We start from the raw sequence: 21576 nt of genomic DNA, 5'->3' as shown, positions 1-21576 counted from the left end.
TAATTGCCCGGTGTTAATGTCACTTGTCGTCGCGCAGCAGGACCACTTCGATCCGGTTGTTGCGCTTGGCCATGGTGTCCTGCAGGACAGGTTCGCGGTCGGCATGGCCGGTCACCCGCTTGATCCGATCCTTCGATATATCGACCCCTTCCAGCAGCAACCGCATCACATCGGCTCTGTCAGCGGAGGTTTTCCAGACCTGACTATCCGCCAGCACAATCGCATTGGACGCGACATGCCCGCCAATGGCGACCCCATTGGTCACCGCTTTGGCAGTGGCGGCAATGATGGTCGCCAGATCGCGCAGCAATTGAGTGGGACGGTTGCTGCCGGGTTCGAACAGGGGAATACCCTCAAGTTCAAACAACTCGATTACCAGACCCTCATCGGTGATGCGCGTCACGATATGGCGCATGGCATTTTCCATGACCATCGTTTCCCCACCGCGGCCCATCAGTTCCTCTTCCAGAGCTTCCAACGCTTCGGTTTGGCCCTGCTCATCGGTATCCGATGTGCCGCTGTCCCCGCGAGACTTGTCTTCCTGCGATGTCAGCTTGGTTGTGCCACCTGTACCGCTTTGCGGCAAAGTATTCTCGGAAAAGATACTCTCTCCGCCGAATGCTCCATCCCCGCCACCGGAAATTCGGTTCACCGGAATTGTCGGTGAAAAATAATCCGCAAGCCCTTTGCGTTGTTGTTCCGTTGTTGCATTCAGCAGCCACATCAACATGAAAAAGGCCATCATTGCGGTCACGAAGTCCGCATAGGCGACTTTCCAGGCCCCACCATGGTGCCCGCCGCCTTTAACAACCTTTTTCCGTTTGATGATGACCGGCGCTTCATTTGCTTGCGCACTCATCTCCACCACCTCTATTCACCCAAGGCGTTGGATAGCAGTGCGCTCCTAAAGACCGCTTAACATCTTCAATTGCATCTAATTTCGCGCAGCGAGAACGCGATTAGGTGTCATTGCCCGTCTGTTTAGCCGCGCGGGCCTCTGTCAGCTTGATCTGTTTCTGGCGTTCGCGAAACCGATCCTTGTCCCAATCACTGGTTTGGTCGAAACAATTGTGACAGCTGACGCCCTGTTCGTACTCGGGTCGCTGCATGTCTTGCGGCAGAATCGGCTGACGGCAGCCGTGGCACAAAAGGTGCGGCCCCTCGGTCAGCCCGTGCCCGACGCTCACCCGGGCATCAAAGACAAAGCAATCGCCTTCCCAGGTGCTTTCTTCCGGCGAAACCTCTTCAAGGTATTTCAGGATGCCACCCTTCAGATGAAAAACATCCTCAACACCCTGTCCCAGCAGATAATTGGTGGATTTTTCACAGCGGATACCGCCTGTGCAGAACATCGCCACCTTCTTGTTGTGAAACCGGTGCTTGTTCTGCTCCCACCACTCGGGAAATTCGCCAAAGCTCTTGGTTTGTGGATCGACCGCGCCCTCGAACGTGCCGATCGCGACCTCATAATCGTTGCGCGTGTCGATCACTGCCACATCGGGGCTTTGGATCAAGGCGTTCCAGTCTTTCGGGTCCACATAATTGCCAACCTTGCTGGCCGGATCGACATCGGGCTGACCCATCGTGACGATCTCGCGCTTGATCCGCACTTTCATGCGCGGAAAAGGCGGCGTTTCGCTGGAAGCTTCTTTCCACTCCAGATCCTGACACCCCGGCAGTCTTCGCAAATGTGCGATAACGGCATCAATACCGGCCCGTGGCCCCGCGATGGTACCATTCACACCTTCGCCAGCCAGCAACAACGTGCCCTTCACGCCCTCGCTCACGCAAAGGTCCAGCAGCGGCTCTTTCAGCGCGGCGGGGTTGTCAAACCGGGTAAAGTGATAAAGCGCGGCGATTGTATGCATGGGCGGGGAAATAGGCCTCAAGGGGGCTGTTTTGCAAGGGGGGCTTGGGTTAAAAACCATCACGCTTCACCGAGATAGGAAAGACCATGCAAGCCCTCATCGTGATCGACGTGCAAAACGATTTCTGCCCCGGCGGTGCATTGGCCGTCGCTGAAGGCGATGCGATTGTTCCCGGTATCAATGCGCTGATGAATGATTTCGACGCGGTAATCCTGACGCAGGACTGGCATCCAGCGGGTCATTCTTCATTTGCGTCCTCACATTCGGGTAAGGCTCCGATGGAGATGATCGACATGCCCTATGGCCCGCAGGTGCTTTGGCCGGATCATTGCATTCAAGGCAGCACGGGAGCGGCTTTTCACCCTGATCTGGCCCAAGACCGCGCTGATCTGATCATTCGCAAAGGGTACAATCCCGCCATCGACAGCTATTCTGCGTTTTTTGAGAACGATCATCAAACACCGACAGGGCTGGAAGGCTATCTTCGTACGCGCGGCATAACACAGGTCACACTGGTCGGTCTCGCGCTTGATTTTTGCGTGAATTATTCGGCGGTTGATGCGGCGAAACTGGGCTTCGATGTCACGGTCCGCCAGGACCTGTGTCGCGGGATCGACATGGGTGGGTCAATGGCCGCAGCGATGGAGGGAATGAAAGGGGCGGGGGTCGCGCTGGGCTAGCCTCTAGAACCCATGCAGCACAGGCTTGCCACCAGCGATCACACCCTTGATCAGTTTCAGTCCCTTGGCTTGCGCAGCGCGGTCTCCGAAACGGTCGTTTGAGACGACGGGCAACTGTCTTTCCTGCGCGAATTTCAGGATAAAGGCATCGGCTTCGGTCTTGGCCGGGCACACCATAACCCGGTTGCGCGGCAGCCCGAGGGCAGAGGCGAACCCCTTTTTGTCCAAGGAAGTATCGCCGAGATGGTGCCGCGAGGAAGCGTCCAGAAAGACATAGGGTGCCAGCTTGCGCGCCCGCAATGTGTCTACAACGCTGCGCAACGTTCGCAGGTCCGCTTCCCCATCCCAATACATCACGTTGGTGCCATCGATAACGATCTCCTGCTGCCCTTTCCGCGACGGTTCCGGGTCGGCACTGCCGATAGAGGGCGCACTTCTGACAGGAAGCAACGATTTCACCACCAGCGCAGTCACAAAGACACCAAACGCAGCCCCCCAATAGGTCAGCGTGCCTGCGTTCATGGGCATGCTGCGTGACATCTGAAACGCCAAAGCTGCCGACAGTGCTATAGTCAACCAAAGCCCCCGAGACAGGCACCAGACATAGCCGATGAACGCGAGGACCAGAACCGTGGCGGTCAGTATAAATTCGGGCGACATAAGTTTCTCCAGCGACATCGAACCGATGCTAAAGGGCGATTTTGGCAACCCCATGGCACCCTCACGGAAATCGCCCTTGCTCCGCCCGTGCCAGTTTTGCGACAAGGGAGCGATTGCACAAGGAATACCTCATGGTCGATATTGCCACCCGCGTCTGGAACCACAAATGGAAGATCGATCCAATTGTGCGGTCTGTGATCGACACAGATTTTTACAAACTGCTGATGTGTCAGTCGATCTTTCGCAACAAGCCGGACACACAGGTGACCTTCAGCTTGATCAACCGGTCCAAGCATATCCCGCTTGCCAAACTCATCGACGAGGGCGAGCTGCGCGAGCAACTGGACCATGTGCGTTCCCTGTCTCTCAGCCGCGGCGAATCGACATGGCTGCGCGGCAACACCTTTTACGGCAAGCGCCAGATGTTCCGTCCTGATTTCATGGAGTGGTTCGAGGGCATGACCCTCCCGCCCTATCACCTTGAGCGGAAAGGCGATCAGTACGAGCTGACCTTTGAGGGCAAATGGCACGAGGTCATGCTGTGGGAAATTCCTGCGCTGGCCATCCTGATGGAGCTGCGCGGCCGCGCGGTGCTCGACAACATGGGCAAGTTCGAGCTTCAGGTGCTTTATGCTCGCGCCATGACCCGTGTTTGGGAAAAGATCGGCGCGATGCGCGGCATACCCGATCTGTCCATTGCGGACTTCGGCACGCGGCGACGTCATTCCTATCTCTGGCAGGACTGGTGCGTACAGGCCATGAGCGAGGGTCTGGGCGGCGCCTTCACCGGTACCTCCAACTGCAAAATCGCGATGAGCCGTGAGGTGGAGGCGATCGGCACAAACGCCCATGAACTGCCGATGGTCTATGCGGCCCTCGCGCCCGACGACGCTGCACTGGCGCAGGCCCCCTACGATGTGTTGCAGGATTGGCAGGACGAACACGAAGGCAACCTGCGCATCATTCTGCCCGACACCTACGGCTCCAAAGGCTTTCTGGACAATGCCCCCGACTGGCTGGCTGGCTGGACCGGCATCCGCGTCGACAGCGGCGATCCGGCAACGGCAGCGCAAATTGCGATTGACTGGTGGAAGTCACGCGGCGAAGACCCGTCACAAAAGCGCGTGATCTTCAGCGACGGTCTGGATGTGGAAAAGATCAAAACGCTGCACAGCCAGTTCTCAGGCAAGGTCAATGTCTCTTTCGGCTGGGGCACCCTGCTGACCAATGATTTCCGCAACCTTGTACCCGACGACGCGCTAGCCCCGTTTTCGCTGGTGTGCAAGGCGGTCGCGGCTAACGGCAAGCCCACGGTTAAACTGTCGGACAACCCCAACAAGGCAATGGGCCCGCAGGCCGAGATCGACCGCTACAAGCGTGTCTTTGGTGTGGGGGATCAGGTGGCGGAAGATGTCGTGGTCTAGGCCACCCGCAGCCGCCGCTCTCGCCAAATGATGATCAACCCACCTGCGATGATCAGCAGCGCGCCGGGGAACAGCTCTGACCACGGCGCTTCATCGTAAAACACCCACCCCATCACAAAGGCGATGGGGATGCCGAAATAGCTGAACGGTGCCAGATCGCTTTGGTCCGCCATCCGGTAGGCGGTAATCAGCAGCAGCACGGCACAGCCGCCAAAGGCTCCCATGCCCTCAATCCAGATCAGGTCTGACGCTTCGCGCAGGGGCGTGAAGCCGCCGGTTACATAAGCCAAAACCAGGGATCCCACCGCGGCCAAGCCCGAAGAGTAGAGATTGATCAGCGCGGTGGGCACATCGTCATCCACCATGCGTGAGGTCACCCCGACCAGCGCATAGCAAAATGCCGCCGCCAGTGGCAGCAGGGCCGCGCCCGAAAACGTATCGCGCCCCGGTCCGACCACCAGCACCACGCCGACAAATCCGATCAACACCGCCGCCCAGCGCATCCGCCCCACCTTTTCACCCAGCAGTGGCACCGCCAGCGCAACCAGAAACAATGCATTGGCATATGTGATGGTCGATGCGGTGGCAAAGCTGAGGATGCCAAGCGACAGGTAAAAGCTGAACTGGGCCCCCGTCAGGATCACCCCGCGAAAAAGCGCCATGCGCCATTGCCTGATCCTCAGGATACGGCCTTTGCGATGCCAGTCTTTTGATCCCCAAAGCACCAGCGCCGCCGGGATAAGGCCAAAGAGATTGCGATAGGCCGAAAGCTCTGCCGCGCCATAGTGGGGCGATAGGTGTTTGATGATCAGACCCATCGCATCAAACAACACGATGGCAATCAGCGAGTACAAGATCGCAATTGTCGTTTTGTTCAGGGGCATCGGGACTCCGGCATCGCTGGGGGATTCGCACATTCTATAAGGCAAGCTCCCCCGAGGTTATGCGCAACGAACAGCCGTGACGCCAGTGACTGCGCGTTTTGAGGGGAAATTCGGTCGCAAATGAATCTTGCCTTTGAAGGGCCAAAATGCGAAGCCTGAGATGCTTGGTGTCCCGATGCACAAGTTTGCTTCGTGCGGGACCTAACAGGGAATTCAGTCAAGGCATCCGCCCCAAGCTGAAGCCGCCCCCGCGACTGTAAGCGGTGAGCCCGACCCGATATGCCACTTATCGCAAGATAGGGAAGGCGGGAAACGGCCACGACCCGCGAGCCAGGAGACCTGCCAAGCGCGAGTGAGACATATAAGCCGTCGGGTGTGACGGTAAGGAGAGATAATATGACGACAATGACAAACACACGCAGTGGCCTGCGCATTCTGCCCGCCCTTTTCGCACTGGCGCTGGGCGGTGCCGTAATCGCGTTGACGGGCCATGTTCAGGCAGCGGCATTGCACGATGCGGCACATGACGTGCGGCATGCCACAGGGTTCCCCTGCCACTAAAGCGGCAGACCAAGGGCCGCATCAGGCCGTTTGCCTTACAATCGGTCTGCAGCGCCAATCCCTTTATAGGCGGCGCAAAGCCGCGGCTTTTCATTCGTTTCAGGTATGATCGCGCTTCCGGCTTTCGGGGGCCCGGTTTTGCCGTTTTCCAGACGTGTGCGGCAATGTGGTATTCACATCCGTCCTCCCATACAGGAGCAAACGCAATGTATACGCGTATTCTTGTTTCCGCCCTCTTTGCAGGGGCATGTGCCGGTCTTATTGCCGGCATTCTTCAACTATATTTTGTGCAGCCTGTGCTTTTGCATGCTGAACTATACGAGACCGGCGCGCTGTCGCATTTTGGGGCGGTCCCGATCTCGGCCCATCCAGAGCTTCCCGGCTTTGATCTGATGCGGGACGGTTTGAGCCTGATTTTCACAATGCTGATCTACACCGGATACGGGCTTATCCTTTTGGCGCTGATGTCTTTGGCCGAAGATCGCGGTGCGGTCATCAGCGGGCGCAGTGGCATCCTGTGGGGCATTGCCGGTTTTGTTGCTTTCCACCTGGCCCCGGGGTTCAGCCTTCCGCCGGAAGTGCCAGGTGTGGCGGCTGCTGATGTGACTGTGCGACAGATTTGGTGGTTTGCGACCGTGGGCTGCGCTGCCGCCGCCATGTGGCTGATCGCCTTTGGCGCAAACTGGATGGTGTGGGGGCTGGCCGCAATCCTGCTTCTGGCACCTCATGTGATCGGCGCACCTGAACCTGAAGTCTTTGCGGGTCCTGTGCCTACCGAAATCGCAGCGCTCTTTGCGGCCCGTGCGTTCGGGGTCGGACTGGCGGCATGGGTTTTGCTTGGTTGTTTTGCCGGGTACTTTTGGCAACGCGAAGGCGTGTACGCCGACGCTACCCAAAGCGCGTAGGAGCATCACCATGAGCCGCAGTCTTTCCCTCTTTGCCATTGGCTTGGTTTTTGGTGGTGGTATCGGTTTCGTCACGGCGGCTGGCACGGGTGCCAGCTTTGACGGACACGATCATAGTGATCCTGCCCAGCATCAAGGGATGGACCACAGCATGATGGATCACAGCGCCATGGGCCACGGCACATCAGACCATGCCATGAGCCATGACGCACCCATCGAGGTGACCTCTGATACGCCGCCCACCGTTGCCATCGCGGTTACGCCTGACCCGATGGCGGGCTACAATCTGCATGTGATGACCAAGGATTTCACCTTCTCGCCGCAGAATGCCAGCGGTGCCAATGTTCCCGGCGAAGGCCACGCCCATGTCTATGTAAATGGCAACAAACTGGGCCGCCTGTATGGCGACTGGATGCATATCGACACGTTGCCCAAGGGCGCGGTCGAGATCAAAGTGACGTTGAATGCCAACGACCACAGCCCGCTGGCGGTTGACGGAACGCTCGTCTCCGCCACGCAAACCCTGAATGTGGAATAACCCATGACCGCAACACTCTATGTCTGTACCACCTGCCGCGCGGGCGAAGTGCTGGAAGAAGACGCGCCGCGCCCTGGTGCGCTGCTGCACGCGGCACTCAGCGCAGCGGATGCGCCCGACGACGTCGAGGTTGTCGGCGTTTCCTGTCTGTCCGCCTGTTCGCAAGGGGCCGCCGTTGCTCTGTCTGAACCGGGCAAATGGACTTACGTTTATGGCCGCATGACCCCGGCAGACGCACCTGATATCCTTGCAGGCGCTGCCGCCTATGCCGCCTCAACCGATGGCTTGGTGCCATGGCGCGAACGCCCCGTCCAATTCCGCAAGCAAAGCCTTGCCCGTGTCCCGCCCTTTCAAATGCCTCTGGAGGCCGCCGAATGAACGACCTGTCCAAAATTCCCGTCACCGTGATCACCGGCTTTCTTGGCTCCGGCAAGACGACGCTAATCCGCCATCTGATGCAAAACGCGGGCGGCAAACGCCTTGCGATCCTCGTCAATGAATTTGGCACCGTTGGCGTCGATGGCGAGATCCTCCAATCCTGCGCGATCGAGGATTGCCCGACGGAAAACATTGTGGAACTTGCCAACGGCTGCATCTGCTGCACCGTGGCAGATGATTTCATCCCGACAATCGAGGCGCTGATGGCTCTGCCGACACGGCCCGATCACATCCTAATCGAAACCTCTGGTCTCGCGTTGCCCAAACCTCTGCTCAAAGCCTTCGACTGGCCCGCGATCCGTTCCAAGATCACGGTCGACGGTGTCATCGCGCTGGCCGATGCCGAAGCGGTTGCCGCGGGCCGCTTTGCGCCCGATGTGCATGCCGTCGACGAACAGCGCAAGGCCGACGATAGCATCGACCACGAAACCCCACTGTCCGAAGTGTTCGAAGACCAGATCAGCTGTGCCGACATCATTCTGATGTCCAAGGCCGACCTTGCCGGCGAAACCGGCCTCGCTTCTGCCCGCAAGGTGATTGAAGCCGAAAGCCCCCGCGTGATCCCGATCCTGTCCATGTCCGAAGGCGTGATCGACCCGTCCGTCATCCTTGGCCTGAACGCACAGGCCGAAGACGATCTCGCCGCGCGGCCCTCGCATCATGACGGACACGAAGATCACGAGCATGACGACTTTGAAACTATCGTTGTCCCCATGCCCGAAGTTGAAGATGTGGACGCCCTGGTCGCAGCCATCGAGAAGCTGGCGAACGAACAGCATATTCTGCGCGTCAAAGGATATGTTGCCGTCTCGGGCAAACCCATGCGCCTGCTGGTCCAGGCTGTGGGTGCCCGTGTGCGCCAACAGTTCGACCGCCCTTGGGGCAGCGATGCGCGTCAGGGCCATCTCGTTGTGATAGCAGAGCATGACCACATCGACACAGCCGCCATTCGCGCGACCTTGGGTGCCTAGATAAATGCATGTCGTCTTCCGCGATAGCCACGGGCTGGACGAGACGGAGACCCCCTTTGATCCGGGCCAGACGTCTGCGGATCTGGTGGTCCTTTCTTTCTCGGACAGCGATCTGGGCGCTTTCGCGGCAGGCTGGCACCGGGGGGGCGGGCCGGAGGGCAAGCTGCCAACGCTGCGTCTTTGCAACCTCACGGCGCTGCGCCATCCCGCCTCGGTCGACAATTATGTGGAGCAAACGCTGACGGGTGCCAAAGGCATTCTGATCCGCCTGATCGGGGGCGAAAACTACTGGCCCTACGGCATTATGCAGGTGCAGGATTTTGCCCGCCGCAACGGAATCGCCCTTGCGGTCCTGCCCGCCGACGGGCGCGAAGACCCCGCACTTGATCAACATTCTACCTTGCCTGTCTCGACCCTGCGCCGCTTGTCGCATCTGTGCGACGCCGGCGGTGCCGTTGCCGCACAGGCCGCTTTGGCACAACTCGCCCTCGCGGCAGGGTTCTATGCCGGTCCCGTTACAGGCACAAAAACCGTTCCGGCCTGCGGCTATTACGACCCGGACTACGGTATCGTCACCGCCTGTCCGCACCGCCACGCTGCACCGACAAACCTGATCGCCGTCACCTTTTATCGCAGTTACCTGACCGCCGCCGATACAGCGCCCGTCGACGCATTGATCCGCGAATTGCGCGGGCGTGGGTTTATGGCGATGGGCCTCTTTGTTCCATCCTTGAAAAACCCGCAGGCACGCAATTTCCTTGCCAGCGCGCTTGCGGCCCACCCGCCATCCGCCATCGTCAACGCCACAGCATTTTCCGGGCGCGGTGCGGACGGCACATCGCCGCTGGATGCACCCGGATGTCCGGTGTTTCAGGTCGCTCTTTCCACCGCCCGCCAAAAGGACTGGGCCACCAGCGAACGCGGCCTGTCCCCCGCCGATTTGGCGATGCACGTTGTTCTGCCCGAAGTTGATGGCCGTCTGTTCACCGGCGTCGTCAGCTTCAAAGCGCCCGAGAAAAAAGACCCCTACCTGCAATTCTCGCGCTTTTCGCACCGTGCAAACGCCCCCCGTATCAAGGCCGTGGTCGACCGGATCGCAGGCTGGCACCGCCTTGCCACCACCCCCACAGACCAACGCAAACTCGCGCTTGTGCTGTCTACCTATCCCGGTCGCGAAGATCAGATCGCTCATGCCGTCGGGCTTGATGCGCTGGCCTCAACCGAAGACATGCTGCTGTCGCTTGCGGATGCGGGCTATGCCGTTGAACCCCAAATCGGCTTTGGCAAATCCCTGCCACATACCACAATCCCTTGGTCGATCAGCGCCTATAAAGAGGCGCTGCACCTATTGCCCGACCAATTGCGTCAAGACCTGCACACCGCATGGGGCGATCCGGCAACTGACCCGCTTTACGACGACGATGCTTTCCAGTTCCCTGCTCAAACTTGCGGCAACGCCCTCATCGCCCTGCAACCCGAACGTGGTGTCATCGATCAACGCGAGACCGATTACCACGACCTCGCCCGTGTGCCGCGCCATTCCTACGTTGCCTTCTATCTCTGGCTTCGCACGCAAGGCATTCATGCACTGGTTCACATCGGCGCGCATGGCACGCTGGAGTGGCTGCCGGGCAAATCTGTGGCCCTGTCGGATGACTGCTGGCCCGAAGCGCTGACCGCCGATCTGCCCGTGATCTATCCGTTCGTCGTGAACGATCCCGGAGAGGCCGCGCAGGCCAAACGCCGCATCGGCGCGCTGACCCTCGGCCATCTGCCGCCGCCAATGAAAGACAGCGCGACACCCGATGGCTTGCTACAACTCGAACGGTTGCTGGATGAATATTCCACCGCCGACGGGTTGGACCCCGCCCGGCGGGACCGGCTGATCGAGACCATCCGCTCCGAAGCGCAGGCGGCAGGTGTCGAAGACGATCTGGGCCTCGATGAAAACAGCTGCATGGCCGAAGCGATCACCCGCATCGACCGCTTTGTCTGTGACATCAAGGAATCGCAATACGGCGATGGCCTGCACGTCTATGGCGCGGGGCAGGGCGAAACAGAAGGTTTGCTGCACGCGCTGGATGGCAAACGGATCGAGGCGGGGCCGTCCGGTTCACCCTATCGGGGCCGTTCGGATGTTCTGCCCACAGGCCGCAATCTCTTTGCGGTCGATCCACGGTCGGTCCCGACCCGCTCCGCCTATGCGCAAGGGGTCAAACTGGCGGAGGAACTGATTCGCCGCCACTTGCAGGACAAGGGGGATTACCCAAACGGTCTTGTCGTCGATCTTTGGGGGTCTGCGACCATGCGCACTGCGGGCGAGGAAATCGCGATGGCGCTGCACCTGGCCGGTCTCGCGCCCGAATGGGACACAGGATCGGAGCGCGTATCAGGGTTCGAGGTGCTGCCGCTGACATTGCTGAACCGCCCGCGCATTGACGTGACATTGCGCATCTCGGGACTGTTTCGAGACGTATTTCCGGGCCTCAGCCAGCTGTTCGAGGCTGGCGCGCTGGCGCTGGCAGAGCGTGAAGAAGCGGTTGATATGAACCCCTATCTGACCAAAACACCCCGCGTATTCGGCCCCAAGCCGGGGCTTTACGGCATGAACATGGAAGCCGCGATGCTGGATTATTCTGACGGAGGTCGCGATGCCGCTGGAGAGGCGTGGCTGAAAGCCTCAGAATGGGCCATCGATACGCAGGGAGAAGCGCAGCAGAATCGCGCCGCACTTGAGACGCGCCTGCAAGCCGCCGATTCATTCGCCCATATTCAGGACCTCACTGAATCCGATGTCCTGCTTGCCTCCGACTACGCCAGCCACGAAGGCGGCTTTGCTGCCGCTATGGCGCATCTGGGGGCCGCAAAGCCCAGTATGTACCACGTTGATACAACACAGCTCGGCACGCCAAAGGCCCGCACCATGGCCGAAGAAATCGCCCGCGTGGTCCGTGCCCGTGCCGCCAATCCCGACTGGGCCAGCGGTATGATGGGACACGCCTTTCGCGGAGCAGCAGAAATCGCCGCCACTCTCGACAATCTCGCCGCTTTCGCGCATCTCACCCGTGAGGTGCCGGCCCATCTCTTTGATCTCTATTTTGATGCAACCCTTGGCCGGGACGATCTGGTAGACTTTATGACCCGCGAGAACCCAGCAGCTTTGCAAGCCATGCGTGACCGATTTGCCGCCCTGCGGGATGCGGGCCTATGGGTCACGCGCCGCAATTCCATAGGCGCACAGATGGACGCCGCCGAATGACCGCGCCCGAGGTCAAAGGCTATTGCCCCGGTGCCTTGCGCCCCATGCAATCGGGGGATGGCATTGTCGTGCGCATTCGCCCTTTCAACGGTCGTTTGCGCCGGGCACAGGCGGATGGCATCGCCACGCTGGCTGCCGCGCACGGTAATGGCATGCTGGACCTGTCCAGTCGTGGCAACCTGCAAATCAGGGGTGTGACTGAAAAAAGCTACCCTGCGCTGATCGAAGGCCTGCGGCACATGGGACTGCTTGATCCCGATCCCGAGATCGAAAGCCGGCGCAATTTGCTGGTGACACCCTTCTGGCAAACCGGTGGCGAAACCGAAACCCTCGCGCCGGCCTTGACCGAGGCTTTGTCGCAGCCGGGCGGCCCCGCGCTGCCAGGCAAGTTCGGCTTTGCCGTCGATACCGGGCGGGAGGCCGTGTTGCAGACGGCTTCCGCCGATATCCGCTTGGAACGGGACGCGGGGGGCGGTTTGATCCTTGTGGCGGATGGGTCCGGTAAGGGCAAACTGGTTACCACCGAGACAGCGATCGCGGAAGCAATGGCCTTGGCGGAATGGTTCATGGACACCCGTACCTCCGAGACCCGCATGGCAGCGCTTTTGGCCTCTGGCGCCAGCTTGCCAGCGGATCATTTTGTGCCGCGCCAGCAGCAAAGCTATGTGCCGACACCCGGCTATACCCCGCTGGGGGCGATGGTGGGATTGGCCTTTGGCCAACTGCCAGTGAAAACGCTGGCCAGCCTCGCCAAACAGGGCGGATTGCGGATGACCCCCTGGCGGATGCTGCTTGTTGAAAGCGCCCGCGACCTGCCGGATGTCAAAGGGTTGATCACAGATTCTGGCAATCCTCTGCTGCGGGTTGTGGCCTGTACCGGGGCACCCGACTGTGCGCAGGGGCTGGCCAAAACCCGGCCCATCGCCCGCAAGCTGGCTCCGCATCTTGGGCCGGATCAGATGCTGCATATCTCGGGTTGTGCCAAAGGCTGCGCCCATCCGCGTGCAGCACCGCTCACTGTGACAGCTACAACTGACGGCTTTGACCTGATCCGCAATGGCCGCGCCAGCGACCCGCCCGCGCAGACAGGGCTCTCCTCCGACGACATTATCAAGGCGCTCTGAATGCCCCATAGCTACATCACCGACGGTGCCGAAATTTACCGCCAGTCCTTCGCCACCATCCGGTCAGAAGCCAATCTCGCACGCTTTACGCCCGAGGAAGAAATCGTTGCCGTGCGCATGATTCACGCCGCCGGTATGGTCGGTCTGGAAGAGCATGTGCAATTCTCAGACGGTATGGTCATTGCGGCGCGTGCAGCGCTCGAGGCCGGTGCGCCGATCCTGTGCGACGCCTATATGGTAAGCGAAGGGATCACCCGCAAACGCCTTCCGCGCGAAAACGAGGTGATCTGCACCCTGCGTGACCCCCGCGTGCCCGATATGGCCGCAGATATGTCCAACACCCGCTCTGCCGCAGCGCTTGAATTGTGGCGCCCCGATCTGGAAGGCGCCGTGGTGGCTATCGGCAACGCGCCCACGGCGCTGTTTCATTTGCTCAATATGCTCCAAGATCCGAAGTGCCCGCGCCCTGCTGCAATCATCGGCTGCCCTGTAGGTTTTATCGGTGCGGCGGAATCCAAAGAGGCGCTGATGCAGGACCTGCCGGTCCCTTCAATGATTGTGCGGGGGCGTTTGGGCGGCTCTGCCATCACCGTCGCGGCGGTCAACGCACTGGCAAGCAGGGTGGAGTAGGCATGGGCAAGATCATCTGTGCAGGCCTCGGCCCCGGCGATCCGGAGCTGATGAGCGTTAAGTCCGATCGCATCATTCGGAGTGCTAAGCATCTCGCGTTTTTTCGCAAGAAAGGCCGCGCCGGACAGGCCCGCACCATTGTCAAAGGCATGCTGCGCGATGATGTCATCGAATACCCAATGGAATATCCCGTCACGACCGAGCTGCGCTTTGACAGCGCGGAATATCGCCAGTTGATGGTGGATTTCTACGCCGAATGGGCCGACAAGCTCGAGGCTTTGGCCCGTGATCACGATATTGTCGTGCTGTGCGAGGGCGATCCGTTCTTCTATGGCTCCTTCATGCATCTCCACACGCGCTTGCAAGGCCGCGCCGAGGTCGAGGTACTGCCTGCGATCCCCGGCATGGTGGGCTGCTGGAACGCGCTTGATACCCCGTTTACATGGGGCGATGATGTGATGACCGTACTGATGGGCACGCTGCCTGAGAACGATCTGCTGGATCATATGTCCCGCGCTGATGCGCTGGTGGTGATGAAGACAGGCCGCAACCTTCCAACAGTCAAACGCGCCTTAACCAAGGCTGGAAGGCTGGAGGATGCATGGCTGGTCGAGAAAGGCACAATGCCGGGCCAACGCATTGCGAAACTCGCTGATGTGGATGAAGACGACTGCCCCTACTTCGCGATTGTGCTGGTCCACGGACAGGGCCGCCGCCCCGAGTTCGAAGCGTGAAGGGCACCGTCACAATCGCGGGTCTGGGCCCGGGAAATGACGCGATGGTGACGCCCGAGGTGACAGAGGCGCTGGCCCGTGCCACAGATATCATAGGATATATTCCCTACGTCGCCCGCGTCGCAGAACGCCCCGGTCTGACGCTGCACCCGACGGACAACCGGGTCGAGCTGGACCGCGCATTGCACGCGCTGCAATTGGCCGCAAATGGTGCGCAGGTGGTGGTCGTGTCTTCCGGCGATCCGGGTGTCTTCGCGATGGCCTCTGCCGTATTCGAGGCGATAGAAACACACCCTGAATATGTGGAAACCGACATTCGTGTGCTCCCCGGCATCACCGCGATGTTGGCTGCTGCGGCGGCGGCAGGTGCCCCGTTGGGCCATGATTTCTGTGCCATCAACCTCAGCGATAACCTCAAACCATGGAACGTGATCGAGCACCGCTTGCGCATGGCCGCACGGGGTGATTTCGCGATGGCGTTCTATAACCCCCGCTCCAAATCGCGCCCGCATGGTCTTGAAAAGACGCTCGCGGTGCTGCTGGAGGAATGTGGCCCCGATCGTCTGATCACCTTCGCTCGCGCGGTCAGCACACCGGATCAAGCGCTGCGCACTGTGACATTGGGCGAGGCCACGCCGGAGATGGCCGATATGCGCACTGTGGTCATCGTGGGCAATGCGGCCACGCGCCGTGTCGGGCGCTATGTCTATACGCCGCGATCCGCATCGTGACCCAGCCAGCGCATTACCTCATCCGCATTTCGGGCAACGCGGTCTTCGGGCAGCTTGGGGCGGTCGGCCATCAGCACCGGCAGACCCAAAGCCCGCGCCGCGTCCAGCTTGGCCCGCGCGCCGCTGCCGCCACTGTTTTTGGCGACAACATGGGTGATCCGGTGCTCTTGCATCAAGGCTGTGTCACCCGCGATATCAAATGGGCCGCGCGCTATGACCACGGTTGTATGGGGCAAGGGCAACGGTGCGGCAGGCGGATCAACAAGGCGCAGAAGGTAGTGATGCTGCGGCCTGGCGGCGAACAATCCGACCTGTTGCTTGCCGATTGCCAGAAACACCCGCGCAGGTGCATTGGGCAAGGTATTGGGAATAGCCTCGACCGACGGAACAAGCTGCCAGATATCTCCGTCACTCGGCTCCCATGCAGGCCGTTCCAACCGGATCAGGGGCACCTGCGCCGCAGCGCAGGCGTTGCTGGCGTTTTGGCTCATCCGGGCAGCAAACGGATGGGTGGCGTCGATGACATGGGTGATCTTTTCGCGGTGCAAATAGGCACCAAGCCCGCCCGCGCCGCCAAATCCGCCAACGCGTACCGGCAAAGGTTGAGCCACCGGCGCATCCGTCCGACCCGCATAGGAAAAAACGGCATCCAGTCCAGTCGTGGCCAGTCTGCGCGCCATCATGCTTGCCTCGGTCGTGCCGCCCAGCAGAAGGATGCGCATGTTGGGTGACCCTTGGCTTACAATCATCGGAATGGCCGACGATAACGTGAGGGGACTGCCCCCTGCAAGCCGTGCCGCGATCGATGCCGCCGAAATGATTATCGGGGGTCCGCGCCATCTGGATTTGGTCGAGGCGGGAGAGCGTGGTTGTCCTTGGCCTGTCCCCTTCGACATCGCGCCGGTTCTGGCTGCCCAAGGCAAGTCTTGCGTGGTACTCGCCTCAGGTGACCCATTCTGGTTCGGCGCAGGTGGCAGCCTGATAGCGCATCTTGATCCCGATGACTGGACGGTTCTGCCCTCCCCCTCAACCTTCTCCCGCGTCGCGGGCCAGCTTGGCTGGCGGATGGAGGAGATTAGCTGTCATGGCCTGCATGCCGCCCCGTTTGCCCGCCTGCGACGCGTTCTGTCGCCCAAGGGGCGCATGATCTGCCTTGTACGTGACGGCAATTCACCCGCTGGTCTGGCCGCCTGGTTAAGCAATAACGGCGCAGGTGCAGCGACCCTCACGGTTTGCGAACGCATGGGCGGACCACATCAACGTATCCGCACCACTACGGCCGCTGACTTTGACATCGAAGGTATCGCGGCCCCCGTTGCCGTCGCAATAGAACTGCCTCCGGGCGTTGGCCTGCCCCGTGCCTCCGGCCTGCCGGATGACGTCTTCGCCCATGATCGGCAAATCACCAAACGCCCCGTTCGAGCACTGACCCTCTCGGCTTTGGCTCCGCGCCCCGGTGAAACACTGTGGGACATCGGTGCGGGATCGGGGTCTATCTCCGTCGAATGGTGCTTGGCAGGCGGGCGGTCCACGGCGTTCGAGATCAAGCCTGACCGCGTGGCAAACATCGCCCAAAATATCACGGACTTTGGCATCGACCACCTGATGAAAGTCGTCGAAGGCCCATCGCTGCAAATGATCAAAGAACACCCAAAGCCTGACGCGGTCTTTGTCGGTGGCGGCGGTTCCGCTGAATTGTTTGACCATCTCATGACCGACCTGCCACAGGGCACCCGATTGGTCGCCAATGGCGTCACACTTGAGACTGAGGCTCTTCTGGCGAACTTACATGCTACGCGTGGGGGGAGCCTGTTGCGCATTGAATTGGCTCAGTCACAGCCCCTGGGCACGATGCGGGGCTGGCAACCGGCACGCCCCGTAGTGCAATGGAGCGTGACGCTATGAGAGTGATGGGAATAGGCTTCCGGGCCGCCGCTGATCTGGCGAGTCTGCAAGACGCACTGCAGCGCGCTTTGTCCGCGACGGAAGGCCAGAGGATTGACGCGATTGTCACCGAGGCTGCAAAATCCCGCGAGAAGGTTTTTCAGGAGCTGGCGCAGCTTTTACGCCTGCCCGGTCTTGGTGTCACACAATCCGATCTCGCGCAGATGATCACGCCCACTCAGTCACAGCGCATTCAGGACAGGTTCGGCACTGGTTCTCTGGCCGAAGCTGCAGCTCTCGCCGCCGCAGGCCCCACTGCGCGACTGGTTGCAGAGCGCGTCGTGTCGGGCGATGGTAAAGCCACTGCCGCCATCGCCGAAAGCTAAAGGATAGACCCAAATGACCGTCCACTTCATCGGTGCAGGCCCCGGTGCCCCCGACCTGATCACCCTGCGGGGGCGCGACCTGATCGCGGCTTGCCCTGTTTGCCTCTATGCCGGTTCGCTCGTGCCCGAGGCGCTGCTGGACTATTGTCCGAAGGGTGCGAAAATCGTGAACACTGCTCGTATGTCGCTGGACGAAATCATGGATGAGATCAGCGCCGCCCATGCGGCGGGTCATGATGTGGCGCGATTGCATTCTGGCGATCTGTCGGTCTGGTCTGCAATGGGCGAACAGCTTCGTCGCTTGCGCGGTCTTGATATTCCCTATGATGTAACGCCGGGTGTGCCGTCTTTTGCCGCCGCTGCCGCTGCGCTGAACGCGGAACTTACGCTGCCCGGTGTGGCCCAATCGGTTGTCCTGACGCGCACCTCCGGGCGCGCTACCGCAATGCCCGAGGGCGAGGCGTTGGAGAATTTTGCCAAGACCGGTGCCACATTGGCCATTCATCTGTCGGTGCACATCCTTGAGAAAGTCGTCACGGACCTAACCCCGCATTACGGTGTGGACTGCCCGGTCGCGGTGGTCTGGCGGGCAAGCTGGCCCGACCAGCGCATCGTCAAAGCGACGCTTGAGACTTTGCAAACCGCGATCGGTGCCGAGATGGAGCGCACGGCTCTGATCCTCGTAGGCCATGCCATCGGTGCCGAAGACTTCGGCGAAAGCAGGCTCTATGCAGGCGATTATGACCGCCGCTTCCGCCCGGTCGGAACAGACCCAAGGTTTCCGGAGACAGCAGAATGATCCCGCCCGGCTTGATGATCTCGGCCCCCTCTTCGGGCACCGGAAAAACGACCCTGATGTTGGGCCTGTTGGCCGCATTCCGGGCGCAGGGGGTTACGGTGCAACCCTTCAAAGGGGGGCCGGACTACATTGATCCGGCATTCCACACGGCGGCATCGGGGCGGGCCTCGTTCAACCTTGATAGTTGGTCGATGGATCGCGCCTGCCTTGACGGGTTGGTCGGCAATGCCATCGGGGCCGACCTGATCCTCGCCGAAGGTTCCATGGGTCTGTTCGATGGCGTGGCGGTTCCCGGCCAGTGCGGCAATGGGGCCAGCGCAGACATCGCGGCATTGATGGGCTGGCCCGTGGTGTTGGTGCTGGATGCCTCTGGTGCTGCGCAATCGGTTGCGGCCACAGCGCTGGGTTTCAAGATGATGCGCCCGGATGTGACACTGGCGGGTGTCGTGCTGAACCGAGTCGCCTCGCCCCGGCACGAGACCCTGATCCGGGTGGGGATGGACACCGCCGGCATCACAGTTCTGGGTGCCTTGCCACGCCGCAAAGAGATCGAAATGCCCGAAAGGCACTTGGGCCTTGTGCAGGCGGGAGAGCAGGAAAACCTCCCGCAAATTCTCGGAGAAGCCGCTGGTTTTATCGCGGAGAACGTCGATCTTGCAGCCCTGCGCAGCGCCGCTGCCGGCACTTTAAAGACAGCCCCCGCACCCGCTGCTGTCATACCGCCCGGCAACCGCATCGCGCTTGCGCGGGACGATGCCTTTGCCTTTGTCTATCCGCATCTCCTTGCAGGTTGGCACGCCGCAGGGGCCGAGGTTTTGCCGTTCTCACCGCTTGCCGATCAGGTCCCTGACCCGTCCGCCGATGTGTGCTGGCTGCCCGGTGGGTATCCCGAATTACACGCGGGCAAGCTCGCGGCGGCCGAAAAGTTCCGCTCGGGTATCCAGAGCTTTGCACAAACCAAGCCCGTGCATGGCGAATGCGGAGGCTACATGGCGATGGGCAGTGTTTTGGTCGACAAAGACGGCACCGCGCATCAAATGGCGGGGCTTTTGGGACTGGAAACATCTTTCGAGAAACGTAAATTCCATTTGGGCTACCGTAAGGCCACTTTGAACACAGATATGCCCGGTCATGCATCGAACAGCCGCCTGCGCGGGCACGAGTTTCACTACGCGACGATCCTCAGCGAACCCGATGCGCCGCTGGCCCGTATCACCGACAGCAACGATATCGAGGTGGCCGAGACCGGATCGACCCGCACATTCGAAGGCGGCGGCCGCGCCACCGGCACCTTCTTTCATCTGATCGCGGAGGATGCATGAGCGGTTTTGTCTCTTTCGTTTCCTCCGGTCCCGGTGACCCTGATCTGTTGACCGTCAAGGCGGTGGACCGTCTTAAGAATGCCGAAGTTGTTCTTTTCGACGACCTTAGTGCCGGGCCAATACTGGAGCAGGCGAACCCCGATGCGGACCTGATCGGCGTTGGCAAACGCGCAGGCCGTGCCTCGCCGAAACAGCATCATGTCTCACAGGTTTTGGTGGATCACGCGGTGGCTGGGCTGCGTGTTGTCCGCCTGAAATCTGGCGACAGCGGTATGTTCGGACGGCTTGAGGAAGAGATCACCGCCTTGAATGCTGCGGGCATCGCGTTCGAAATTATTCCAGGCGTTACGTCTGCCTCTGCAGCGGCTGCAAGGGCGGGCATTCCGCTGACCCGTCGCCTGACTGCACGACGCGTGCAGTTCATCACAGGTGCCGATATGACGGGTGATCTGCCGGAAGATGTAAACATGGCTGCCCTTGCAGATCCGATGGCGACCACCGTTGTCTACATGGGAAAACGAACCTTCCCCGGATTGGCAAAGCGCCTGATCGACGCAGGTCTGCCCGGCGACACCCCCGCAATGTTGGCAGAGGCCGTCTCGACCCCGGCCGAGAAGGTGACACGCCACACCATTGCAACGCTGGCAGAGCATCTTGAGGAAACTTCCAGCACGACACCGGCCCTGATATTCTATGGTCCGTTGGCAGAGGGGGGGGCATGAAAGTCTTTGTCTGCCGTACCTGCACAGAAGACACCGCATTTGAGGCGAGTTTGCGCGAGACGCTGCCCGATACCACCGTGGAAAGCATCGACTGCATGTCAGGCTGCACCAGGCCGCAGACCGTCGCCTTTCGCGCGGCGGGCAAAGTGGCCTATCTGTTTGGCGACGTCGGGCCCGCGGACCTGAGCGATTTGCAAAACTTCACCCGGCTTTATGCCGCGTCTTCGGACGGCACCTTTGCCGATGCCCGTGTGCTGGGAAACCTGCGCACCAAAGCCATCGCCCGGATACCGGGGTAGGCTATGCATCTCACCCTCATCGGTATCGGCACCGGCAACCCCGAACACCTGACGCTTCAGGCCATTCGTGCGATGAATGCGCAGGATCTGATCCTGATCCCGCGCAAAGGGGCGGGCAAAGCCGATCTGGCCGAACTGCGCCAGGCGATCTGCGACGAGGTGCTGAGCAACCCCGAGGCGCAAGTGGTAGAGTTTGATCTGCCGGTGCGCGACGCCACGATCAGCAACTATCGCCAGCGTGTTGATCAGTGGCATGACCAGATTGCACTGGCATGGCAGGGGGCGATGACGGGACAGAAGGCCGATAATGTCGCACTCTTGGTTTGGGGCGATCCTTCGCTTTATGACAGCACCTTGCGTATTGCATCGCGGCTCGACCCGCTGCCGCAGGTAGAGGTCATTCCCGGCATTACATCGTTACAAGCATTGACGGCGGCCCATGCGATCCCTGTGAACGAAATCGGCGCACCCTTTACCGTTACCACGGGCCGACAGCTACGCGACAACGGCTGGCCAGATGGCATCGATACAATTGCGGTGATGCTGGACGGCGAGTGCGCCTTTCAGACCCTTCCGCCCGAAGGCATCCATATCTGGTGGGGCGGCTACGTCGGGATGAAAGAACAGATTATCTGCGAAGGACCACTGGTCGAGGTGGGCGCGCAGATTATTCAGATGCGTGCAGAAGCGCGCGAAAACCATGGCTGGATCATGGATATCTATCTGCTGCGCAAAAACAGCTAGCCGTCTCGCCGCC

General features: G+C 60.5%; 24 protein-coding genes and 1 riboswitch. Of the genes, 19 read left to right on the top strand and 5 right to left on the bottom strand.

Annotated features, from left to right (window positions below):
• Positions 1–19: 19 nt before the first annotated feature.
• Together Z945_RS0101110 and trhO are read right to left on the bottom strand one after the other, a co-directional pair.
• On the bottom strand, positions 20–859 hold the full coding sequence (locus Z945_RS0101110; protein WP_025050286.1) for a flagellar motor protein MotB: 840 nt from the start codon (positions 857–859) through the stop codon (positions 20–22).
• A gap of 100 nt (positions 860–959) precedes the next feature.
• On the bottom strand, positions 960–1868 hold the full coding sequence (trhO, locus tag Z945_RS0101105) for an oxygen-dependent tRNA uridine(34) hydroxylase TrhO (protein ID WP_025050285.1): 909 nt from the start codon (positions 1866–1868) through the stop codon (positions 960–962).
• Between the two features lie 86 nt (positions 1869–1954).
• Between trhO and pncA the strand changes: the two genes are divergently transcribed.
• Positions 1955–2548 carry a bifunctional nicotinamidase/pyrazinamidase gene (gene pncA, locus Z945_RS0101100; protein WP_025050284.1) on the top strand — a complete coding sequence of 198 codons (594 nt, stop codon included), beginning with the start codon at positions 1955–1957 and terminating at the stop codon, positions 2546–2548.
• 3 nt (positions 2549–2551) lie between these two features.
• Here pncA and Z945_RS19920 read toward each other — a convergent pair whose 3' ends face one another.
• Complete coding sequence (locus Z945_RS19920; RefSeq protein ID WP_025050283.1) at positions 2552–3262, bottom strand: NYN domain-containing protein; 711 nt, start codon at positions 3260–3262, stop codon at positions 2552–2554.
• A 77-nt stretch (positions 3263–3339) separates the two neighbouring features.
• Here Z945_RS19920 and Z945_RS0101090 point away from each other — a divergent pair, with 77 nt between their 5' ends.
• Positions 3340–4632, top strand: a complete 1293-nt coding sequence (locus Z945_RS0101090) for a nicotinate phosphoribosyltransferase (RefSeq protein WP_025050282.1) — start codon at positions 3340–3342, stop codon at positions 4630–4632.
• Here the strand turns inward: Z945_RS0101090 and Z945_RS20915 are convergent.
• Entirely contained in the window at positions 4629–5516 is an 888-nt protein-coding gene (locus tag Z945_RS20915) for a DMT family transporter (RefSeq protein ID WP_025050281.1), read from the bottom strand. The genes Z945_RS0101090 and Z945_RS20915 overlap by 4 nt on opposite strands.
• Before the next feature lie 148 nt (positions 5517–5664).
• Positions 5665–5877, top strand: a riboswitch (cobalamin riboswitch).
• Between the two features lie 35 nt (positions 5878–5912).
• Between Z945_RS20915 and Z945_RS20185 the strand changes: the two genes are divergently transcribed.
• From Z945_RS20185 to cobJ, 10 genes are all read left to right on the top strand, one after another.
• Positions 5913–6077, top strand: a complete 165-nt coding sequence (locus Z945_RS20185; RefSeq protein WP_081780900.1) for a CbtB domain-containing protein — start codon at positions 5913–5915, stop codon at positions 6075–6077.
• Between the two features lie 206 nt (positions 6078–6283).
• Positions 6284–6982 (top strand): CbtA family protein, encoded by a 699-nt coding sequence (locus Z945_RS0101075; RefSeq protein ID WP_025050280.1) that lies wholly within the window; start codon positions 6284–6286, stop codon positions 6980–6982.
• A 10-nt stretch (positions 6983–6992) separates the two neighbouring features.
• A complete protein-coding gene (locus Z945_RS0101070) occupies positions 6993–7520 on the top strand; it encodes a hypothetical protein (RefSeq protein WP_025050279.1) in 528 nt (175 codons plus the stop codon).
• A gap of 3 nt (positions 7521–7523) precedes the next feature.
• The gene (locus Z945_RS0101065) at positions 7524–7898 is read left to right on the top strand and encodes a DUF1636 family protein (RefSeq protein ID WP_025050278.1); all 375 of its coding nucleotides are present in this window, start codon (positions 7524–7526) and stop codon (positions 7896–7898) included.
• Positions 7895–8929: a cobalamin biosynthesis protein CobW gene (gene cobW, locus Z945_RS0101060; protein WP_025050277.1), complete on the top strand. Its 1035-nt coding sequence runs from the start codon at positions 7895–7897 to the stop codon at positions 8927–8929. Before Z945_RS0101065 ends, cobW begins: the two co-directional genes overlap by 4 nt.
• A gap of 4 nt (positions 8930–8933) precedes the next feature.
• A complete protein-coding gene (gene cobN / locus Z945_RS0101055; RefSeq protein ID WP_025050276.1) occupies positions 8934–12188 on the top strand; it encodes a cobaltochelatase subunit CobN in 3255 nt (1084 codons plus the stop codon).
• Positions 12185–13312 (top strand): precorrin-3B synthase, encoded by a 1128-nt coding sequence (gene cobG / locus Z945_RS0101050; RefSeq protein ID WP_025050275.1) that lies wholly within the window; start codon positions 12185–12187, stop codon positions 13310–13312. The genes cobN and cobG overlap by 4 nt, the downstream gene beginning before the upstream one ends.
• Positions 13313–13942 (top strand): precorrin-8X methylmutase, encoded by a 630-nt coding sequence (locus tag Z945_RS0101045; protein ID WP_025050274.1) that lies wholly within the window; start codon positions 13313–13315, stop codon positions 13940–13942.
• 2 nt (positions 13943–13944) lie between these two features.
• A complete protein-coding gene (gene cobI, locus Z945_RS0101040) occupies positions 13945–14676 on the top strand; it encodes a precorrin-2 C(20)-methyltransferase (RefSeq protein WP_025050273.1) in 732 nt (243 codons plus the stop codon).
• Entirely contained in the window at positions 14673–15407 is a 735-nt protein-coding gene (cobJ, locus tag Z945_RS0101035; RefSeq protein ID WP_025050272.1) for a precorrin-3B C(17)-methyltransferase, read from the top strand. Before cobI ends, cobJ begins: the two co-directional genes overlap by 4 nt.
• Here cobJ and Z945_RS0101030 read toward each other — a convergent pair.
• Positions 15383–16129, bottom strand: coding sequence for a cobalt-precorrin-6A reductase (locus tag Z945_RS0101030; RefSeq protein WP_025050271.1), 747 nt, complete (start codon positions 16127–16129; stop codon positions 15383–15385). The genes cobJ and Z945_RS0101030 overlap by 25 nt on opposite strands.
• A gap of 1 nt (position 16130) precedes the next feature.
• Between Z945_RS0101030 and Z945_RS0101025 the strand changes: the two genes are divergently transcribed.
• From Z945_RS0101025 to cobF, 7 genes are read left to right on the top strand one after another with little or no spacing between them, the layout of a single operon-like run.
• Positions 16131–17312, top strand: coding sequence for a bifunctional cobalt-precorrin-7 (C(5))-methyltransferase/cobalt-precorrin-6B (C(15))-methyltransferase (locus Z945_RS0101025; protein WP_025050270.1), 1182 nt, complete (start codon positions 16131–16133; stop codon positions 17310–17312).
• Positions 17309–17677, top strand: a complete 369-nt coding sequence (locus tag Z945_RS19185) for a cobalamin biosynthesis protein (protein ID WP_037970203.1) — start codon at positions 17309–17311, stop codon at positions 17675–17677. The genes Z945_RS0101025 and Z945_RS19185 overlap by 4 nt, the downstream gene beginning before the upstream one ends.
• Positions 17678–17690: 13 nt before the next feature.
• Positions 17691–18476 (top strand): precorrin-4 C(11)-methyltransferase, encoded by a 786-nt coding sequence (gene cobM / locus Z945_RS0101015; protein WP_025050269.1) that lies wholly within the window; start codon positions 17691–17693, stop codon positions 18474–18476.
• Positions 18473–19798 (top strand): cobyrinic acid a,c-diamide synthase CobB, encoded by a 1326-nt coding sequence (locus Z945_RS0101010; RefSeq protein ID WP_025050268.1) that lies wholly within the window; start codon positions 18473–18475, stop codon positions 19796–19798. The genes cobM and Z945_RS0101010 overlap by 4 nt, the downstream gene beginning before the upstream one ends.
• The gene (gene cobA, locus Z945_RS0101005; RefSeq protein WP_025050267.1) at positions 19795–20520 is read left to right on the top strand and encodes a uroporphyrinogen-III C-methyltransferase; all 726 of its coding nucleotides are present in this window, start codon (positions 19795–19797) and stop codon (positions 20518–20520) included. Before Z945_RS0101010 ends, cobA begins: the two co-directional genes overlap by 4 nt.
• The gene (locus tag Z945_RS0101000) at positions 20517–20819 is read left to right on the top strand and encodes a DUF1636 family protein (RefSeq protein WP_025050266.1); all 303 of its coding nucleotides are present in this window, start codon (positions 20517–20519) and stop codon (positions 20817–20819) included. The genes cobA and Z945_RS0101000 overlap by 4 nt, the downstream gene beginning before the upstream one ends.
• A gap of 3 nt (positions 20820–20822) precedes the next feature.
• A complete protein-coding gene (gene cobF, locus Z945_RS0100995; RefSeq protein ID WP_025050265.1) occupies positions 20823–21563 on the top strand; it encodes a precorrin-6A synthase (deacetylating) in 741 nt (246 codons plus the stop codon).
• Positions 21564–21576 lie beyond the last annotated feature (13 nt).

Origin of the sequence: Sulfitobacter noctilucae (assembly GCF_000622365.1) — a bacterium.
GTDB lineage: Bacteria > Pseudomonadota > Alphaproteobacteria > Rhodobacterales > Rhodobacteraceae > Sulfitobacter > Sulfitobacter noctilucae.
Note: the sequence above shows the minus strand (reverse complement) of the source record. Positions and strands in the feature narration are given on the sequence as shown.

Coding starts and splice junctions, on each gene's coding strand:
- Z945_RS0101110 (WP_025050286.1), bottom strand. CDS start 859: ATGAGTGCGCAAGCAAATGAAGCGCCGGTCATCATCAAACGGAAAAAG.
- trhO (WP_025050285.1), bottom strand. CDS start 1,868: ATGCATACAATCGCCGCGCTTTATCACTTTACCCGGTTTGACAACCCC.
- pncA (WP_025050284.1), top strand. CDS start 1,955: ATGCAAGCCCTCATCGTGATCGACGTGCAAAACGATTTCTGCCCCGGC.
- Z945_RS19920 (WP_025050283.1), bottom strand. CDS start 3,262: ATGGGGTTGCCAAAATCGCCCTTTAGCATCGGTTCGATGTCGCTGGAG.
- Z945_RS0101090 (WP_025050282.1), top strand. CDS start 3,340: ATGGTCGATATTGCCACCCGCGTCTGGAACCACAAATGGAAGATCGAT.
- Z945_RS20915 (WP_025050281.1), bottom strand. CDS start 5,516: ATGCCCCTGAACAAAACGACAATTGCGATCTTGTACTCGCTGATTGCC.
- Z945_RS20185 (WP_081780900.1), top strand. CDS start 5,913: ATGACGACAATGACAAACACACGCAGTGGCCTGCGCATTCTGCCCGCC.
- Z945_RS0101075 (WP_025050280.1), top strand. CDS start 6,284: ATGTATACGCGTATTCTTGTTTCCGCCCTCTTTGCAGGGGCATGTGCC.
- Z945_RS0101070 (WP_025050279.1), top strand. CDS start 6,993: ATGAGCCGCAGTCTTTCCCTCTTTGCCATTGGCTTGGTTTTTGGTGGT.
- Z945_RS0101065 (WP_025050278.1), top strand. CDS start 7,524: ATGACCGCAACACTCTATGTCTGTACCACCTGCCGCGCGGGCGAAGTG.
- cobW (WP_025050277.1), top strand. CDS start 7,895: ATGAACGACCTGTCCAAAATTCCCGTCACCGTGATCACCGGCTTTCTT.
- cobN (WP_025050276.1), top strand. CDS start 8,934: ATGCATGTCGTCTTCCGCGATAGCCACGGGCTGGACGAGACGGAGACC.
- cobG (WP_025050275.1), top strand. CDS start 12,185: ATGACCGCGCCCGAGGTCAAAGGCTATTGCCCCGGTGCCTTGCGCCCC.
- Z945_RS0101045 (WP_025050274.1), top strand. CDS start 13,313: ATGCCCCATAGCTACATCACCGACGGTGCCGAAATTTACCGCCAGTCC.
- cobI (WP_025050273.1), top strand. CDS start 13,945: ATGGGCAAGATCATCTGTGCAGGCCTCGGCCCCGGCGATCCGGAGCTG.
- Z945_RS0101030 (WP_025050271.1), bottom strand. CDS start 16,129: ATGCGCATCCTTCTGCTGGGCGGCACGACCGAGGCAAGCATGATGGCG.
- Z945_RS19185 (WP_037970203.1), top strand. CDS start 17,309: ATGAGAGTGATGGGAATAGGCTTCCGGGCCGCCGCTGATCTGGCGAGT.
- cobM (WP_025050269.1), top strand. CDS start 17,691: ATGACCGTCCACTTCATCGGTGCAGGCCCCGGTGCCCCCGACCTGATC.
- Z945_RS0101010 (WP_025050268.1), top strand. CDS start 18,473: ATGATCCCGCCCGGCTTGATGATCTCGGCCCCCTCTTCGGGCACCGGA.
- cobA (WP_025050267.1), top strand. CDS start 19,795: ATGAGCGGTTTTGTCTCTTTCGTTTCCTCCGGTCCCGGTGACCCTGAT.
- Z945_RS0101000 (WP_025050266.1), top strand. CDS start 20,517: ATGAAAGTCTTTGTCTGCCGTACCTGCACAGAAGACACCGCATTTGAG.
- cobF (WP_025050265.1), top strand. CDS start 20,823: ATGCATCTCACCCTCATCGGTATCGGCACCGGCAACCCCGAACACCTG.